Source organism: Joostella sp. CR20 (assembly GCF_038433465.1).
Taxonomy (GTDB): Bacteria; Bacteroidota; Bacteroidia; order Flavobacteriales; family Flavobacteriaceae; genus Galbibacter.
In genome coordinates this window covers 50,955-69,680 of the sequence record NZ_JAESVF010000004.1, presented here as the reverse complement: position 1 = coordinate 69,680, position 18,726 = coordinate 50,955, and the positions used below count along the sequence as shown (strand labels likewise).

17 protein-coding genes are annotated in these 18,726 nt (G+C 35.1%); 11 read left to right on the top strand and 6 right to left on the bottom strand.

Annotated elements, in window-relative coordinates; genetic code table 11:
* Window positions 1–319 precede the first annotated feature (319 nt).
* Window positions 320–2,764, top strand: coding sequence for a ribonuclease HII (locus tag JMA43_RS07410; RefSeq protein ID WP_342155852.1), 2,445 nt, complete (start codon window positions 320–322; stop codon window positions 2,762–2,764).
* A gap of 48 nt (window positions 2,765–2,812) precedes the next feature.
* Here the strand turns inward: JMA43_RS07410 and lipB are convergent, their stop codons facing one another.
* Complete coding sequence (lipB, locus tag JMA43_RS07405) at window positions 2,813–3,526, bottom strand: lipoyl(octanoyl) transferase LipB (RefSeq protein WP_342155851.1); 714 nt, start codon at window positions 3,524–3,526, stop codon at window positions 2,813–2,815.
* Between the two features lie 91 nt (window positions 3,527–3,617).
* Entirely contained in the window at window positions 3,618–3,776 is a 159-nt protein-coding gene (locus tag JMA43_RS07400) for a YqaE/Pmp3 family membrane protein (RefSeq protein WP_342155850.1), read from the bottom strand.
* Between the two features lie 272 nt (window positions 3,777–4,048).
* Here JMA43_RS07400 and lysS point away from each other — a divergent pair, with 272 nt between their 5' ends.
* Window positions 4,049–5,740: a lysine--tRNA ligase gene (gene lysS, locus JMA43_RS07395; protein WP_342155849.1), complete on the top strand. Its 1,692-nt coding sequence runs from the start codon at window positions 4,049–4,051 to the stop codon at window positions 5,738–5,740.
* Between the two features lie 99 nt (window positions 5,741–5,839).
* Here lysS and JMA43_RS07390 read toward each other — a convergent pair whose 3' ends face one another.
* Window positions 5,840–6,223 carry a rhodanese-like domain-containing protein gene (locus tag JMA43_RS07390; RefSeq protein ID WP_342155848.1) on the bottom strand — a complete coding sequence of 128 codons (384 nt, stop codon included), beginning with the start codon at window positions 6,221–6,223 and terminating at the stop codon, window positions 5,840–5,842.
* 79 nt (window positions 6,224–6,302) lie between these two features.
* On the opposite strand from JMA43_RS07390, the gene JMA43_RS07385 reads away from it, so the two are divergent.
* Window positions 6,303–6,863, top strand: coding sequence for a sigma-70 family RNA polymerase sigma factor (locus tag JMA43_RS07385; protein ID WP_342155847.1), 561 nt, complete (start codon window positions 6,303–6,305; stop codon window positions 6,861–6,863).
* Window positions 6,860–7,120 carry a hypothetical protein gene (locus JMA43_RS07380; protein WP_342155846.1) on the top strand — a complete coding sequence of 87 codons (261 nt, stop codon included), beginning with the start codon at window positions 6,860–6,862 and terminating at the stop codon, window positions 7,118–7,120. The genes JMA43_RS07385 and JMA43_RS07380 overlap by 4 nt, the downstream gene beginning before the upstream one ends.
* Here JMA43_RS07380 and JMA43_RS07375 read toward each other — a convergent pair.
* On the bottom strand, window positions 7,105–7,923 hold the full coding sequence (locus tag JMA43_RS07375) for a hypothetical protein (RefSeq protein ID WP_342155845.1): 819 nt from the start codon (window positions 7,921–7,923) through the stop codon (window positions 7,105–7,107). The genes JMA43_RS07380 and JMA43_RS07375 overlap by 16 nt on opposite strands.
* Before the next feature lie 138 nt (window positions 7,924–8,061).
* Between JMA43_RS07375 and gcvP the strand changes: the two genes are divergently transcribed.
* The 5 genes from gcvP (at window position 8,062) to JMA43_RS07350 (ending at window position 14,427) form a co-directional block, all read left to right on the top strand.
* Complete coding sequence (gcvP, locus tag JMA43_RS07370) at window positions 8,062–10,911, top strand: aminomethyl-transferring glycine dehydrogenase (protein WP_342155844.1); 2,850 nt, start codon at window positions 8,062–8,064, stop codon at window positions 10,909–10,911.
* A gap of 175 nt (window positions 10,912–11,086) precedes the next feature.
* Window positions 11,087–12,142, top strand: a complete 1,056-nt coding sequence (locus JMA43_RS07365) for a 3-oxoacyl-ACP synthase III family protein (protein WP_342155843.1) — start codon at window positions 11,087–11,089, stop codon at window positions 12,140–12,142.
* Window positions 12,143–12,358: 216 nt separating this feature from the next.
* Window positions 12,359–12,658 (top strand): GIY-YIG nuclease family protein, encoded by a 300-nt coding sequence (locus JMA43_RS07360; RefSeq protein WP_342155842.1) that lies wholly within the window; start codon window positions 12,359–12,361, stop codon window positions 12,656–12,658.
* Between the two features lie 384 nt (window positions 12,659–13,042).
* On the top strand, window positions 13,043–13,567 hold the full coding sequence (locus JMA43_RS07355) for a methyltransferase (protein WP_342155841.1): 525 nt from the start codon (window positions 13,043–13,045) through the stop codon (window positions 13,565–13,567).
* Window positions 13,568–13,575: 8 nt separating this feature from the next.
* Window positions 13,576–14,427 (top strand): glycosyltransferase family 2 protein, encoded by an 852-nt coding sequence (locus JMA43_RS07350; protein WP_342155840.1) that lies wholly within the window; start codon window positions 13,576–13,578, stop codon window positions 14,425–14,427.
* 167 nt (window positions 14,428–14,594) lie between these two features.
* Here JMA43_RS07350 and pafA read toward each other — a convergent pair whose 3' ends face one another.
* Complete coding sequence (pafA, locus tag JMA43_RS07345; RefSeq protein ID WP_342155839.1) at window positions 14,595–16,241, bottom strand: alkaline phosphatase PafA; 1,647 nt, start codon at window positions 16,239–16,241, stop codon at window positions 14,595–14,597.
* A gap of 171 nt (window positions 16,242–16,412) precedes the next feature.
* Here pafA and JMA43_RS07340 point away from each other — a divergent pair, with 171 nt between their 5' ends.
* Together JMA43_RS07340 and JMA43_RS07335 are read left to right on the top strand one after the other, a co-directional pair.
* On the top strand, window positions 16,413–17,150 hold the full coding sequence (locus JMA43_RS07340; protein ID WP_342155838.1) for an MlaE family ABC transporter permease: 738 nt from the start codon (window positions 16,413–16,415) through the stop codon (window positions 17,148–17,150).
* The gene (locus JMA43_RS07335) at window positions 17,150–17,917 is read left to right on the top strand and encodes an ABC transporter ATP-binding protein (protein ID WP_342155837.1); all 768 of its coding nucleotides are present in this window, start codon (window positions 17,150–17,152) and stop codon (window positions 17,915–17,917) included. Before JMA43_RS07340 ends, JMA43_RS07335 begins: the two co-directional genes overlap by 1 nt.
* Here the strand turns inward: JMA43_RS07335 and JMA43_RS07330 are convergent.
* Complete coding sequence (locus JMA43_RS07330) at window positions 17,914–18,645, bottom strand: biotin--[acetyl-CoA-carboxylase] ligase (RefSeq protein ID WP_342155836.1); 732 nt, start codon at window positions 18,643–18,645, stop codon at window positions 17,914–17,916. The genes JMA43_RS07335 and JMA43_RS07330 overlap by 4 nt on opposite strands.
* Window positions 18,646–18,726 lie beyond the last annotated feature (81 nt).

Genomic DNA, 18,726 nt, shown 5'->3' with positions numbered 1-18,726 from the left:
TGAATTTAGCGTGGTGCTAATATCTTAAATTTTTCTTAACAAACAAAAATATTATCATCTATTCACATAAAATAATAAAGATGTTTTTGACTTTTATCAACTATTATAATTATTTGTCATCATTTCTGTTATTTCATAAAAAATACAGTGATTTATTTATTTTCCCACAAATACAAATATCAGAAGCGTAAAAATTAACACGTAACTACATATCTTAATTTTTAATTTTACTTTTGTTGAAAATAACTTTCACCACAAAGCTATTTCCACTTATATATTGAATTAGAAATAAAACTCTCGAAAAAATAGTAGCAAACACATGAAACAACTTATAAGATTCTTTATCCTACTAAGCATTTTATTTCAATCGTGTAAAAAAGAAACTACATACATTACAGATGATTTAATAAACTTCACGCCTCGAAACGCTACTGTTGTTATCAAGATAAACAACTACGATTCCTTTAAAAGCGAGGTAATAAATAACAGTTTTATTAAACTCTTAGATAAAAGTGACACCTATAATAATGTTAACACCTTATTAGCAACCTTAAAATATATAAACCCAAAAGAATCTTCCGTTTTAGCTTTTAATGAGATTGGAAAAAACGAATTTGAATACACCTTTATAAGTAAAAACCATAACGACTTATTCAAAATAGACTCAACCATCAGTAGAAAAATAGAAACCATCACCTACGAAGGCGCTTCTATCAAGGCACTAACTATTGGAGAAAACAAATTATTTAGTACTTCCGTAGGGAATCATTTTATCGGTTCGTCTTCCCGACTTATTATTGAAAACATTATTAGAAACGCCGAGCAACTCCAAGCCAATCCTAGGTTACTTAAATTATATCAAGTTGCGCAAAGTAATGTTGCTGCAAATATTTTTGTAAACCATAAAAAAGGAGACAGTTTTTTTAAAAGGATTTTTTCTGAAAAATTTGCTAGCACTATTGTTCAGTTTAACGACTGGACTTCTTTTGACACCAGCATTTCTCAAGACTATATAAAGCTTAACGGAATTGCTACCGCAAGCGATTCGATTAATAACTTACTGAACAACTTTAAAAATACAGCACCCGCAAATAGTTTTGCTGCGGAAATTGTTCCGCTAAATGCAACTTATTTTATTTCATTTCCTGCCATTAACGGAAATAAATCTGTAGAAAAACAAACCGATTCTGTTTTTCATAACGCTGTTGAAATGGTTGAAATCGGAATGCAAGACACTAAACTTTTTGCTTTTACCACTGCCGATAATATTGACTTTGAAGACCGCCTTCAAAAACATGTAAAAAACACAGCAACCTACAGAGATTATAACGTTTGGGAACTGAATACTGATAATTTAATTCAAACGCATTTTTCGAAATTCACAAAAGCAACTCCAACAAATTTTGTTGCCAAAGTAGACGATTTTTATGTTTTTGCTGAACAATTAAATTTGCTTGAAGATATTATTTCGAACTATCAAAATAGCGCTACGCTGTCGCAATTACCATCCTACAAAAACCTTAGGAGCGAACTGGCAGATGAATCTTCTGTGCTTCTTATTGGAAACCTAGAAAAATTAAAAAACAACACTTCACTTTTAAATGAAGACTTTGCAAAAAGCATTAGCAACACTTCTTTTAAAGAATATAAGTTTATCGCTTTTCAGTATATCGCCGAGGGTAATTTTGCACACTTTCACACTTTATTAAAAAAGGCAAATACATCTACCTCAAACGCAAACATCATCACTCAACTATACAGCACCACGCTCGACGCTAAGATTGCTACCAAACCACAATTTGTAGTTAATCATCACACTAAAAAGAAAGAAATTGTTGTTCAAGATGTTGACAACAACCTTTATTTAATTGGTACCGACGGAAAAGTACTTTGGAAAAAACAACTCAGCGGAAAAATTATAGGCGAAATTTCGCAGGTTGATTTATACCGAAACGGACGCTTACAACTTGCTTTTAATACTTCCGACAAAATGATGATACTCGATAGAAACGGAGATGAAGTAGCGCCTTTTCCTATCGATTTTAAAAATACCATTACGCAACCTTTAGCAGTATTTGATTATAGCAACAACAAAAATTACCGATTTGTAGTCGTTGCAGGAAACATAATCGAAATGTACGACAGAGACGGAAAAATTGTATCTGGATTTATTTTAAACAAAACCGAAAGTTCTATTATAAATGCGCCAAAACATATAAGAATTGGTAATAAAGACTATATTGTTTTACAAGAAAGCGACGGAAAACTAGACTTACTTCACCGTACGGGAGACGTTAGAATTCGCGTAAAAGGAAGCATCGATTTTTCAGGGAATGAAGTGTATTTGTACGACAAGAAATTTACAACGACAAACACTAATGGCGATTTGATTCAAGTTGACCAAAAAGGCGGACTCAACAAAATTGCACTCGGATTAAAAGACAACCACTTAATTGATGCTACAGAAAACACACTGGCTACAATTTCAGAAAATATTCTGACCATCAAAAACAATCAAGCAACACTTGATTATGGGATTTACACGCAACCAAAAATATTTTACATCAACGATAAAATCTACGTAACCACTACAGATAAGCAAACACATAAGGTTTACATATTCGACAGCAATGCTAAACTTGTAAAAAACTTCCCTGTTTATGGAGATTCTGCTATCGATTTGGCAGATATCGACAACGATAAAAAATTAGAAATTGTTACTACAGGTGATGAAAACTCAATACTTTGCTATAAGATAAACTAAGTATTTTCAGAAACAAAAAAATAAAAAGACGTTGAGATTTAAATTCTTTTAAACGCTTACTTTTTCAACAAAAGTAGCTTCAAAAAGAGCTTCAAAATGTTTCTTGATTTTTTGCTTTACCTCAGCTTCATCTACAGAAGTTTTCCCTAATTCTACATGTAGCGACGTAACACCTTTTCCTCTAATTCCGCAGGGAATGATATTATCAAAATACCCTAAATCGGCATTTACATTCAACGCAAAACCATGCATGGTAACCCAACGAGAAGCTCGTACTCCCATAGCACAAATTTTACGCGCAAAAGGCGTCCCCACATCAATCCATACGCCTGTTTCGCCTTCACTTCGGGTTGCGGTAATTCCGTATTCGTCTAAAGTTAGAATTATAACTTCTTCTAAAAACCTTAAATATTTATGAATATCAGTAAAAAAGTTATCTAAATCCAAGATAGGATACCCCACAATTTGCCCTGGACCGTGGTAAGTAATATCGCCTCCTCTATTTATTTTATAGAACGTAGCGCCTTTTTCTTCCAACTGCTTTTCGTTTAAAAGCAAGTTTTCAATATCGCCACTTTTCCCTAAAGTATATACGTGCGGATGCTCTACAAACAAAAAATAATTGGGTGTTTTTAAAGTAGAATTTTCACGTCGGTTTTTAATTTTTATATCTAAAATATCCTTAAAAAGCGACTCTTGATAATCCCAAGTATCTTTATAATCTTTACGTCCTAAATCTTGTAATACAACTTCTTTATTCATCTTACAAAGATACAATTTAGATTTAAGTTGATAGATTTCTTCTGTGCAGATTAACAATCTTTAACCCTTCAGCAAAAACATTAAAAACTTATTACCTATTAGGATTGTTTAAAATAACCAAAGCGGCAATTACTCCTGGAATCCATCCGCAGAGTGTTAGTAAAAAAACGATTAAAATAGACCCGCATCCTTTATCGATAACAGCTAATGGCGGAAAAAAAATTGAAAGTAAGACTCTCCAAATACTCATTTAATTTGATTTTATTGATTGATGAAATTCGCTCTTTCGAGCGCTAAAGTACTTTATATTCAGATTGATTATTTCTGAAAAGCATGGCAAATATAACATCATTATTGATGCTACTACACAAATTAGACGCTTCAGCTTAAAAAATGTTACAGCTAAAAGCAATTTCTTTACTGAAAACCCACAATTGTATTTGGATTGATAAACATCATAGTTTTGATTGATAGATTCTTAAATACTCCGTATCTTTGCAGGCTTAAAATGAAAAATTAATTATGCAACTTTCAGAACAGGAAATTATTCGTAGAGAAAAGCTTGGAAAGCTACGTGAATTAGGCATCAACCCTTATCCTGCCGATTTATATCCGGTAGACCATACTTCAAAAAAGGTCAAACAGCATTTTGAAGAAGATAAAAAGGTGGTATTAGCGGGACGTTTGATGAGTAGACGTATTCAAGGAAAAGCTTCTTTTGCTGAATTACAAGATTCTGAAGGTCGTATTCAATTATACTTTAACCGAGATGAAATTTGCCAAGGAGAAGACAAAACACTTTACAATGAAGTGTATAAAAAACTTCTCGACATTGGAGACATCATCGGGATTGAAGGAACACTGTTTAAAACACAAGTAGGTGAAATGACTGTTATGGTTAAAAACTTTACAGTTTTAAACAAATCGTTACGTCCGTTACCTTTACCAAAAGTTGATAGCGAAGGAAAAGTTTTTGACGAGTTTAACGACCCTGAACTTCGTTACCGTCAACGTTATGTAGATTTAATTGTAAATCCGCATGTAAAAGAAACGTTTTTAAAGCGCACAAAAATCACCACTAGCATGCGTGAGTTTTTTAACACTCGCGGATACATCGAGGTAGAAACACCAATTTTACAATCGATTCCTGGAGGTGCTACTGCGCGTCCATTTATAACGCATCACAACGCTTTAAACATTCCGTTGTATTTACGTATTGCCAATGAGTTGTATTTAAAAAGACTTATTGTTGGAGGTTTTGACGGTGTTTATGAGTTTGCGAAAGACTTTAGAAATGAAGGAATGGACAAAACCCACAATCCAGAGTTTACGGTAATGGAGCTTTATGTTTCTTACAAAGATTACAATTGGATGATGGACATGACCGAAGAACTTTTGGAGAAAGTAGCTACCGATGCCAACGGAAGTGCCATTGCAAAAGTGGGCGAAAACGAAATTAACTTTAAAGCACCTTACCCACGTGTACCTATTTTACAGGCGATAAAAGACCACACAGGTTTTGATGTTGCCGGAATGAATGAAGAAGAACTTCGTGAGGTTTGTACCAAACTTGATATTCCTGTTGATGAAACTATGGGAATTGGGAAGTTGATTGATGAAATTTTTGGCGAAAGATGTGAGCACAATTACATTCAACCAACATTTATTACCGACTATCCAAAAGAAATGAGTCCGCTTACCAAAGAACACAGAAGCAATCCTGCTTTAACAGAGCGTTTTGAATTGATGGTAAACGGAAAAGAATTAGCAAATGCATACTCAGAGTTAAACGACCCAATAGACCAACGTGAGCGTTTTGAAGAACAATTAAAACTTTCTGAAAAAGGTGACGACGAGGCTATGTTTATCGATCAAGACTTTTTACGAGCACTTGAGTACGGAATGCCTCCAACATCTGGAATTGGTATCGGGATAGACCGTTTGGTAATGTTATTAACCAACAATTCGTCTATTCAAGAAGTGTTGTTTTTCCCACAAATGCGTCCAGAGAAAAAGGTAGAAGTTACCCTAAGTGAGGATGAAAAATTGGTTTTCGATATCTTGAAGAAAGAAAACAAAATGCCTTTAAACGACTTAAAAGAACAATCGGAACTGAGCAATAAAAAATGGGACAAAACCATTAAAGGACTTACAAAACACAAAGTTGTAAAAGTTACAAAAACTGACGACGGTTTGTTTTGCGAAGTTGTATAACAACTTAAAACTCACAAAAAAAGCCTCATTTTTGACTTTCGTCCAAAATGAGGCTTTTTTTATTCAATACGCTTAAACTTTCATCAAAAAAAACACAGACTACAAGTCTTTCATATAAATTTTATCATCCGTTTTCCAAGCCTCAAAACCACCGGACAAATTCGTGATATTTTCATATCCTAAAGACGAAAGTATCGTTGTAGCCTTTGTACTTCGTCCTCCAGATTTACAGTACAAATAAACCGCTTCTTCTTTGCTTATGGTTGCAATTTTTTCAGTAAAATCTTCATTCTTCACATCAATATTAATTGCACCTGGAATATGCCCTTCTGCAAATTCTTCAGGCGTTCGAACATCAATCAGTAAAAAATCTTTTTCAGCAATCGTATCGAGCGAAGCTATTTCTATTGTTTGTACTTGCGCTTTTACCACTTGCACAAACACACACAACAAAACGAGTAAAATACCTTTTTTCATCAGCATAAAGTAGTTTTTAAAATATAAATGTACAAAAGTGTAATTTAAAGTTTTTATTCTATTTTTGAAGTAAAATAAATTTAGCGTGCCTAAAAACAAACTAGATCCTTCCAAATGGGTAGACAAATATGCCGACTACCTTTTTAACTACACCATCACAAGAGTAAACGATACTATTGTTGCTGAAGATTTGGTGCAGGAAACATTTTTGGCAGGACTAAAATCTGCAGATAATTTTAAAGGAGAAGCCGCCGAACGCACTTGGCTGATTTCTATTTTAAAAAGAAAGATTATAGATCATTACCGAAAAATAAATTCTGCTAAAGGAAAAGCAGAAGTGAAAATGGGCTTTTCAAACAAAGAAGACCAAGAAGGCGATTGGCTTGAAGATACTGTTGCAGACCCTTTTGATATTAATGCCGAAGATGCTTTACAAAACGAAGAACTCGGCATGGCTATACAAGAATGTTTAATGAAACTCCCCAAAAAACAAGCCGATGTTTTTATAAAAAAAACAATTCAGGGGATGGATACAGAAGATATTTGTAAAGAACTGAATATCACTGCGTCTAATTTATGGGTAATAGTACATCGAGCGCGAACAGCTTTGATGGAATGTTTAGAAGATAATTGGTTTAAAAAATGAGTACTAAAAAAAATAACTTTATTATTTCTTGCGAAGAAGCCAAACACATTTGCGATAAAATGCAATATGGCGAAGCTACTTTTTTAGAAAAATTACAATTGAATTTAAGATTACTTTGGTGCAAGGCTACAAAGTCGTACAGCAGCAAAAACTCTAAGCTTACCGACCTTTGTAACAAAGCAGAAATGAAAACGCTTGGTCAAGAAAAGAAAAATGAAATGAAAAAGAAGCTAGACGCTTCTCAACCTAAACCATAACTTAAAAGGCACCACCAAAGTATCGATATTCCTTCAACAAAAAAGCTCGCAAAATACGGCGATTGTTTTTTCTTAGCCAAAAGCAACGCTACTAGTGAGAATATGGCTACAACCACTTCAACAATAAAAGAATACGATAAAACTTCATTCACAATACTTCCCAACACTAAAAACAAACCTACCAATAAAACGCCTAGAATTTTAACTTTTTTAATTCCAAGAACTTGAGGTAAGGTTCGCAGCCAGTCTTCATCGGTTGTTAAGTCTCTTATTTCAAAAGGAATCATCAAGATAATTACATACACAAATCGTTGTAATAACGCCACATAGATATCGGTTGTAAATTCAATTTCATTATTGATAATTGGTAACAATACTGTCGATACCGACCATGTAATTCCAACAATATAAATTTTCACTCCTTTTAGACTCCTAAAATTTCTTTTCGAAGAAACAGCAGGTACCACATACAAAAATGCCAACAACACCAAGATAGCAGCTACAATAATAGTTTGAAATCTTAATTGAACTATGTAATAAAAAGCTATCAGCAGGCAAATTCCACTAAAAAATTGAATTGTTCCAAGGTATTTATCTCTAACAAAAAGATAGTGTTTTGCCAACGAGCTATATTTTATAAAACTATACTCTACAATGGTTCCAAAAAACAATGCGTAACTAATGGCTTCATCGTAGGCAATACCAAAATTATACATCGTAACACGCACCAAAGCATACACTGCCAACGCCACATGAATACTGGAGTTTAAATAAAAATCGAAAACCTTTTTAAGTAACTTCATATCAACAAAATAACCTTAACGTAAACAAATAGTTAACAGGGTGTTTATAAACTTTCGTTAAAGCGGTTTTAAAAGTACTTTTTTAAACCAATATAATATGTACTTTTGCGCAAATTAAAACATTTTTAGACGGTTATAATGAAAACAGATTCTTTTGTTACCCGGCACATTGGCCCCCAAGAAGATGATTTAAACACTATGTTCAAAACAGTTGGTGTTAAAAACATGGATGAGCTTTTGTATGAGACCTTCCCTGATGGCATCCGATTAAAGTCGGAATTAGCCCTTCCAGAAGCAATGACAGAGTACGAATACTTAGCCCATTTAAAGCAGCTGGCAAGTAAAAACAAGGTGTTTAAAACCTATATCGGACTTGGTTACCACGAATCTATCACTCCATCGGTAATTAAAAGAAATATTCTTGAAAACCCAGGGTGGTATACTGCCTACACGCCTTATCAAGCAGAAATAGCACAAGGTAGATTGGAAGCTTTATTAAACTTCCAAACCATGATTTGCGATCTTACCGGAATGGAAATTGCAAATGCTTCTCTTTTAGATGAAGGAACTGCTGCCGCAGAAGCTATGTCGATGTTATTTGGCGCTAGAAATAGAGAGCAAAAGAAAAACAACATCAATAAGTTTTTTGTATCTGAAGAAGTTTTACCGCAAACACTTTCAGTTTTAAAATCGCACGCAACTCCATTAGAAATCGAATTAGTGGTTGGAGACCATCAAGTTTTTGATTTTTCAGAAGAATTTTTCGGTGCTTTTTTACAATATCCAGGAAAATACGGAACTGTATTTAACTATGCTGAATTTGTTTCTAAAGCAAACGAAAACAATATAAAAGTTGCTGTAGCTGCCGACATTTTAAGTTTAGTAAACTTAACTCCTCCAGGAGAATTTGGAGCAGAAGTAGTTGTAGGAACGTCACAGCGTTTCGGAATTCCGTTAGGTTACGGAGGTCCACACGCTGCCTTTTTTGCCACCAAAGAAGCTTATAAACGTAACATCCCAGGAAGAATTATTGGAGTTACAAAAGATACCGATGGAAACCGTGCTTTACGTATGGCGCTTCAAACAAGAGAGCAACATATCAAAAGAGATAAAGCAACCTCAAACATCTGTACAGCGCAGGTTTTACTTGCAGTTATGGCAGGAATGTATGCGGTTTACCACGGACCAAAAGGTTTAAAATACATTGCAGATAAAGTGCACAACTCGGCAATTACACTTGCAAATGCACTTACATCTTTAGGATACGAGCAATTAAACGAATCGTATTTCGATACCATTCTTGTTAATGCCGACAAACAGTTAGTAAAAAATATTGCTGAATTAGCAAACATCAATTTTTTATATGCTGAAGGAGATAAAGTAGCTATTTCTTTAAATGAAGCTACTACCCTATCCGACCTTAACAATATAGTACAAGTTTTTGCTGATGCGGCAGGAAAAAACACTATTAAAATTGATAGTTTAGTTGAAAACTCAGCTATCCTTAACGGAAGCTCACGTGTTTCTCCTTTCTTAGAAAACGAAGTATTTAATTCGTATCACTCAGAAACGGCATTGATGCGTTACATCAAAAAATTAGAGCGTAAAGATTTAGCATTAAATCACTCTATGATATCGCTTGGGTCTTGTACTATGAAGCTAAATGCAGCATCAGAAATGCTTCCTTTAAGCTGGGACGAGTGGGGTAATATTCACCCTTTTGTACCAGTAGAACAAGCACAAGGTTATCAAGAAGTATTAAAAACACTCGAGGAGCAATTAAACGTTATTACTGGATTTGCTGGAACATCATTGCAACCAAACTCTGGAGCGCAAGGAGAATACGCCGGACTTTTAGTAATTCGTGCTTATCACCAATCGCGTAACGAGTCGCACAGAAACATCTGTTTAATTCCAGCTTCTGCTCACGGTACCAATCCGGCTTCTGCAGTTTTAGCAGGAATGAAAGTGGTTGTTACCAAAACCGATGAAAAAGGAAATATCGACGTTGAAGATTTACGAGAAAAAGCAGAAAAGTACAAAAGCGACCTTGCTGCTTTAATGGTAACGTATCCTTCAACACACGGTGTATTTGAATCTTCAATTAAAGAGATTACAGAAATAATTCACAATAACGGCGGACAAGTTTATATGGATGGAGCCAACATGAATGCGCAAGTAGGTTTAACAAACCCTGCTACCATTGGTGCCGATGTTTGCCACTTAAACCTTCATAAAACTTTTGCAATTCCTCACGGTGGTGGTGGTCCTGGTGTTGGTCCAATTTGCGTTGCATCGCACTTGGTTCAATTTTTACCATCCAACCCAGTTATCAAAACAGGAGGAGAAAATGCAATCGACGCTATTTCTGCAGCGCCTTGGGGAAGCTCATTAGTTTGTTTGATTTCCTACGGATACATTAAAATGCTTGGAGCAAAAGGTTTAAAACAAGCTACAAGTATGGCAATTTTAAATGCCAACTACATCAAAAACAGACTAAATGGTTCTTTTGATGTTTTGTATACAGGCGAAAAAGGAAGAGCAGCTCACGAAATGATTATCGATTGTCGTCCGTTTAAAGCAAAAGGAATTGAAGTAACCGATATTGCAAAACGTTTAATGGACTATGGTTTCCATGCGCCAACAGTATCTTTCCCTGTAGCTGGAACTATGATGATTGAGCCTACCGAAAGTGAAAACTTAGCGGAGCTAGATCGTTTTTGCGATGCGCTCATCGCTATCACTAAAGAAATTGAAGCTTTAGAAGAAGGAGACACAAACAATGTGTTGAAAAACGCACCACATACATTAAAAATGGTTACCGCTTCAGAATGGAATTTCCCTTATTCAAGAGAAACTGCCGCATTCCCTATGGAATATATCGCTGAAAATAAGTTTTGGCCAACAGTTAGACGTGTTGACGAAGCCTATGGAGATCGTAATTTAATGTGTACTTGTGCACCTATCGAAGATTATATCGAGGCCTAACAAAAAGCCCAAAAACACTATACTTCTAAAAGACCTTTCGGATTTCGAAAGGTCTTTTTTTATTTATAAATAATACTACAAAACCACAAGCCAAAGTGTTGAACATCGTAAAATAAGTTATGCATGCATAGTATTGTTTCCATATAGATTGTATCTTTGATGAAATTCATTATCAATGAACACAAAAATTATAGGTACTGGGTGTTATATCCCTTCACAAATAACAACCAACAATTCGTTCGAAACGTTTGATTTTCTTAATTCCGACGGAACGCCTTTTCAATATACCAACGAAGTTATCATCGAAAAGTTTAAAGCTATCACAGGAATTGAAAACAGACGCTATGTAAAAGATGAATACACCACTTCTGATATTGCATTTTTTGCTGCTGAAAAAGCTATAAACGATGCAAACATTGATAAAGAAACGCTCGATTATATTATTGTAGCACACAATTTTGGTGACATCAAAAAAGGAACCATCCAGAGTGATGCCGTACCAAGTATCGCCTCTCGTGTAAAACAATCGTTGCAAATTGCAAATCCGCATTGTGTAGCCTACGATGTACTTTTTGGATGTCCTGGTTGGATTGAAGGTGTTATCCAAGCACAAGCTTTTATAAAAGCTGGTATGGCAAAAAGATGTTTGGTAATTGGAGCCGAAACGCTTTCTAGGGTAATCGATCTTCACGACCGCGATTCTATGATTTATTCTGATGGTGCTGGCGCAACAGTACTTGAAGCAACCGAAAACAACAACGGGATACTTTCACATCTTTCAGCAACTTTTGCTTATAACGAAGCTGATTATTTATTCTTCGGAAAATCATACAAGCAAACTACCGATAGTACAAAGTACATCAAAATGTATGGTAGAAAAATTTATGAATTTGCCGTTACCCATGTTCCGCAAGCAATGAAAGATTGCCTCGATAAAAGTGGAATTGACATTGCTGAAGTTAAAAAAATATTCATCCACCAAGCTAATGAAAAAATGGATGAAGCCATTCTAAAACGTTTTTACAAACTCTACAATACTACCATCCCTGAAGGAATAATGCCCATGAATATTCATGAACTCGGTAATAGCTCTGTAGCTACTATTCCAACTCTTTTTGATTCGGTTAAAAAAGGTATGATTAAAAACCAAGAAGTAAACTCTGGAGACATTGTTATGTTTGCGAGTGTTGGCGCAGGGATGAACATCAATGCTATTACTTATAAGATTTAAGTTGTAAATTAGACGAGTATCGATAAAGTCATTCTATTTTTAAATGACTTGAAAAATGTGCTTTGTCATTTCGAGTGAATTGAAATCGAAGATAAACCTTATAAGCAAAAGATATGAGATCTCTCCTACCGTCGAGATGACAATAAAAAACGTATCGTCATTTCGAATGAGACGAAGTTGGAGAGAAATCACATTACGTAAAATAACATCTTAAAGATGAATCGAAGTTACTACGTGTATATTACAACAAATCAATACAGAACGACATTGTACATCGGAGTAACAAATGACATCCAAAAACGACTAGACCAACACTTATTTGATAGTCAGAATTCTAAAAAATCGTTTGCTGGAAAATACAATTGTATCTATTTGGTGTATTACGAAACATTTTCTTCTCCTGAAGAAGCTATCAATCGTGAAAAACAAATAAAAAAATGGAGTCGAGAAAAGAAAAATTTATTAATTGAGAACTTCAATCCACAATGGGAAACTTTAAATAATCAAATTTTCTAATTCTAATGAGATCTCTCCTTACGTCGAGATGACACTAAAAATGCATCGTCATTTCGAATGAGACGAAGTTGAAGAGAAATCACATATACCAAATATACCAAGGTTACAAAAAATGAGATCTCTCCTGCCGTCGAGATGACAATAAAAAACGTATCGTCATTTCGAATGAGACGAAGTCGAAGAGAAATCACATATACCAAATATACCAAGGTTACAAAAAATGAGATCTCTCCTCCCGTCGAGATGACAATAAAAAACGTATCGTCATTTCGAATGAGACGAAGTCGAAGAGAAATCACATTACGAAAAGCCACAACTTTATAAAAACTCCAAAGACTTTCAATCGGATTACTATATTTGCAATAGTTACCGAAAAGGCAAAAAATGTACGAAAACAGTTTTCCGAACAAACGCTATAAAAAAACCATTGAATTTTTAGAAGCTTCTATTTCAAAACCTGCCAACATTCTCGATTTGGGAGTACAAAACCCCTTTAGCGAATTGATGACGGAAAGAGGTTACAACGTAGAAAATACTTTGGGAGAAGACTTAGATCTTGACTTTTCGACAATTCTAAATTCGGATGCAGATGTCGTTACAGCCTTTGAAATTTTCGAACATTTAATTGCGCCTTTTAATACCCTAAAAGCTATCAAGGCTGATAAGTTGGTAGCTTCTATTCCGCTTCGACTTTGGTTTGCACCTGCTTATAGAAGTAAAACCGACATGTGGGACCGACATTACCACGAGTTTGAAACTTGGCAGTTTGATTGGCTTTTGGAAAAAGCTGGCTGGGAAATTAAGAATAGCGACCAATGGACAAATCCTGTGAAAAAAATTGGAATCCGACCGCTACTACGTTCCTTCACCCCAAGGTACTACATTGTTTATGCTGAAAGAAAGAAATAATTTCTCGGATGAATTACTACGTAGTTATACCTGCACACAACGAAGAGGCTTTTTTAAAAGCAATGCTAGAAAGTTTGGTAACGCAAACATTACTTCCTAAAAAAGTAGTTGTTGTAAATGATAATTCGACCGACCAAACCGAAGCTATTATTGACATTTTTACTGCGCAATATCTTTTTCTTGAAAAGCTAAACACAACTTCTACAACTACGCATATGCCTGGCAGTAAAGTAGTAAACGCTTTTAACAAAGGACTAGCAGTTTTAGACCACAATTATGATTTTATTGTAAAATTGGATGCCGATTTAATTTTACCAAAAAACTATTTTGAATCCATCGCTCACATCTTTAAATCGGATAGCAATGTAGGTATTGCTGGAGGTTTTGTTTATGAAGAAGATGAAAACAAGGCTTGGAAACTAAACCACCCAATGGACAAAAAACATGTACGTGGGGCTTTCAAAGCGTATTCAAAAGAGTGTTTTAAAGCAATCGGCGGATTAAAAAGTGCCATGGGTTGGGACACGGTTGACGAACTTTTAGCTCAATATCACGGATTTACAATTTATACTGATAGTAATTTACATGTGAAGCACCTCCGCCCTACGGGAAAACTTTACAACAAAAAAGCTAAACTCCTGCAAGGAAAAGCTATGTACACCATGCGATATGGTTTATTTATCACTGCAGTTGCTTCTTTAAAAATGGCTTTAAAGCAAAACAAAGTCCAAACTTTTTTTGACAATATGAAGGGGTATTTTAAAGCGAAAAATGAAAAATCTCCTTTTTTAGTTTCTGAAGAAGAAGGGGAATTTATAAGAAATTACCGCTTAAAAAACATGAAGAAGAAATTGTTTTAATCGACCTAAATTCGATTCTGTTTTTATAATTAAGTAATTAAATAAAAAAAGGCTGTCTGATATTACTCAGACAACCTTTTGTTTTTTAGCCCCGATTGAAGCGACATCCTTTTTTGTTTTTTCGCAAAAAAGATATAGCGTAAAGCGGGAAATAGCTTCTAAAAAAACTATTCTATAACTTCTTGAATTGGCTCACCACTTTTTCCGCTTGGGAAGGTAATCCCCAACAAAGCGCTGATAGTATTGGCGATATCTGGTATCTCGGTGCGTTTTACAGTTGCGCCGTGATTGATGCCTTTTCCGAAAAACAACAGCGGTGTGTGCGTGTCGTATGCATGCCCAGAACCGTGAGTGGTACCAGTGCGCGAGGACGATGCGATGTAGCCAGGGTCTAGTACCAACAACACATCTCCAGAGCGTTTGTAATTGTACCCCATTTGGAGTCTGCTTGCCAAACCGTGCGTAAACTCTTGGTTTCTCATGGCTGTACCTGTGTAAGCTTCGGCAACGTTTTTATAGTTTTTCACTTCGGTTGCGATAGCTTCTTCTACCACAGACGAAGAAAGTCCTAAATTTTTAAGCAACGCTTGATCTAAAAATATTTGTTCGTTAGAAAGATTTTTTATCAATTTATCGCTTCCGAATTTTTCTTTTAAGAATGCATTTAAAGGATCGATAAATTCTTTTTTACTGAAATAACCTCCAGGAATTTCCATACTTTCTAAATAGCTTGGCACTTCTACAGCAGCGTGATCGGCAGTTAAGAATACTGTGTACTCCCCTTTTCCTACTTCTTTATCGAGGTAAGAAAACAAACGTGCTAAGTCTTGATCTAAACGCAAATAAGTGTCTTCGGTTTCTTTGGCACTAACTCCAAAACGGTGCCCAACATAATCGGTTGCTGAAAAGCTAATTGCTAAGAAATCGGTGATATTATCTTGTCCTAAATCTTCTCCTTCGATTGCCGCAATCGAAAAATCGACTGTTAATGAGTTTCCAAAAGGTGTACTTTTTAGTAAGTCAAACTCACCGTTATCTTTCCAAAGTTTTGGCAAATCGTGCGGAAAAGTTGGAGCTTTTTCTCCTGCAAAAGCACCTTCGTACGGATTATTATCGGCAATACTTTCGGTATAAGTATCGATATCATAAAGCGGTTTCCACGATTTTTTATAATCTTCGGCAGCTTTAGATTTGTTGAATTTTTCTACCCATTTTGGTAGTTCGTTCATGTAATACGTACTAGTAATCCAAGCACCTTCGTCTTTTCCGTGAAACCAATATGCAGCATCTGCAGCATGACCAGCAGGAAGAATTGCACCTCTATCTTTTAGTGAAATTCCGATTACTTTCCCTTTTGAAACGGTAGCCAATTTTAATTGATCGGTTACTGTACTTGCTAACATTCTTCGTGGCGACATGAGTCCGGCGTCAGATTCTGTTCCCAACGATTTTACAGTAGCGTCTTCAGCGCAATACACCATTCGGTCTTCAACTTTATCGTACCAATCGTTCCCGATAATTCCGTGTGTTTTTGGCGTAGACCCTGTGTAAACAGAAGCATGTCCCGCTGCAGTTTTTGTTGGAATGTAATTAAAATGATTGTTCTGACAGTTAAAGCCTTCGCGAACCATTCTTTTAAATCCGTCGTTTTCATATTTATCCCAAAAACGAACTAGATAATCGTAACGCATTTGGTCAACAACAATCCCAACAACCATTTTTGGTCGTGTGTACGGATCTTCATTTGTGTTTTTTTGAGCTTGTAGGGAGAGGAAACTACAAACAAGCACCCCGAATAAAAAGGTTTTTCTCATTGTTCTTATTATATTTTGATGAAGTTTTCTCAATGACTTTACTTAATATGCTTCATCGTAAAATTATATTTAAAACACAAAGCTACTGTTTTAATTTTTTTGCAACTTTAAATCTAGGTTAAAAAGAGATGTTATATTATTTTTATAATTTAGCTGTTCGATTTTTGATGCATGATTTACCTTGAAAATATTGGTCGCTATTTTATAATGCTGAAAGAAGTTTTTAGCAGACCAACCAAATGGAGTATTCTTAAAAAACTAATTCTTAAAGAAATAGACGATTTAATTTACGGTTCTTTAGGGATTATTATTTTTATATCTTTCTTTATCGGTGGTGTTGTAGCGATACAAACTGCCCTAAATATCGACAACCCTTTAATTCCTAAATACCTTATTGGGTTTACAACGCGCCAGTCGGTTATTTTAGAATTTGCACCAACTTTTACATCTATAATTATGGCCGGAAAAGTTGGTTCGTATATCACCTCGAGTATAGGAACTATGCGAGTTACCGAACAAATAGATGCGCTAGAAGTTATGGGAGTAAACTCCTTAAACTATTTGGTATTCCCAAAAATTGTTGCGCTTTTATTGTTTCCGTTTGTAATTGCAATTGCCATGTATATGGGGATTTTAGGAGGTTGGATTGCTGTTGTTTTTGGAGGTTACAGTACCAGTGCAGAGTTTATTAGAGGTTTACAAGTTGATTTTGACACCTTCCATGTGGTTTATGCTTTTATTAAAACCATTGTTTTTGCCTTTATTTTGGCTACCATCCCTTCTTTTTATGGATACTATATGAAAGGCGGTGCGCTCGAAGTTGGAAAAGCAAGTACGTCTTCTTTTGTATGGACGAGTGTGGCTATTATCATTGCCAATTATTTATTAACGCAAATGTTATTAGGATAATGATTAAAGTAGAAAACATACATAAATCGTTTGGTGGTGTAGAAATTTTAAAAGGAATTTCCACTTGTTTTGATGCCGGAAAAACCAATCTCATTATTGGGCAAAGTGGTTCTGGAAAAACAGTATTTTTAAAATCGTTATTAGGACTGCATCAACCAGAAGAAGGAAAAATTATTTATAACGACCGTATTTATTCTGAATTGGACGACGACCAAAAAACCGACCTGCGACAAGAAATGGGAATGGTTTTTCAAGGAAGCGCATTGTTCGACTCTATGACAGTGCAAGAAAATGTAATGTTTCCGCTTCGGATGTTCTCCAAATTATCAAACGCAGAAATGGTAGATCGCGCTTGCGAAGTACTTGAAAGAGTTCGGTTGGTTGACGCACACAACAAACTTCCGTCGGAAATATCTGGAGGGATGCAAAAACGTGTTGCCATTGCGCGCGCCATTGTAAACCGACCAAAATACTTGTTTTGCGATGAACCAAACTCTGGTTTAGATCCAAAAACGGCTATTATTATCGATCAACTTATTCAAGAAATCACCAAAGAATTTAACATCACAACAGTTATCAACACCCACGATATGAACTCGGTAATGGAAATTGGTGAGAAAATTGTTTTCCTCAGAAATGGTTTAAAAGAATGGGAAGGTACAAACAAAGAGATTTTCAAAACTAATAATGAAGCTGTAACCGATTTTGTGTATTCTTCTGACTTGTTTAAAAAAGTGAGGGAAGTGTATATTAAAGAGGCTAATTAATAAAGCAGTTTTAATTCTTTCAAATCAAACTCTTTTAATACTTCATTTTCGAGAAGCACCTGCAAACAGCCGTTGTTGGCAACCCCTTTGATGAAGCCCATTATTAATTCGCCATTTTTCAGTTTAAATGTAGAAGGCTTATCTCTGCGGAATAAATGTTGCTCGAAATTTTCTTTAATCTGAAGTAACTTTCTATTGGCTACCCAAGCTTCATACTTCTGAATTTCTTCAACTATTTTCTGAAGCACTTCTTCTTTCTGATAAAAAACTCCTGTTATCTTTTTCAAAGAAGAAGCATTTGTTACTTGCTGAAAATCGGTTTGGTTTAAATTCAATCCAACACCAATTACAGAAGCGCTCAACGTACGCTCTTTGATTACACTTTCAATTAAAATACCACAAATCTTGCTGTTTGCTGACAAAATGTCGTTAGGCCATTTAATCTTCAAATCGGGAATAGCAAAATAAGTAAGTGCATCGTATACCGCCAAAGCTACCGCCATACTTAAATAAAACTGTTCTTCTTTTTGCAGATAGTTTATTTTTTTAAAAACGCTGAATGTTAGATTTTTCCCCGCTTCAGAGACCCAATGCGTCCCCATTTGTCCGCGTCCTGCCAGTTGTTTTTCAGTCATAACAACTGTATAATCATCCAATTCGCTTTGCATTGCCAAACTCTTTAAAAAAGAATTTGTAGAATCGATGGCATCAAGTTTGATTAAATTCATAGAAATAACTACATTTAATATGTAATGTTATGTTAATTTGAATAGTTCAAAAACTAAAAAAATAATAACTTTGTGAAAATA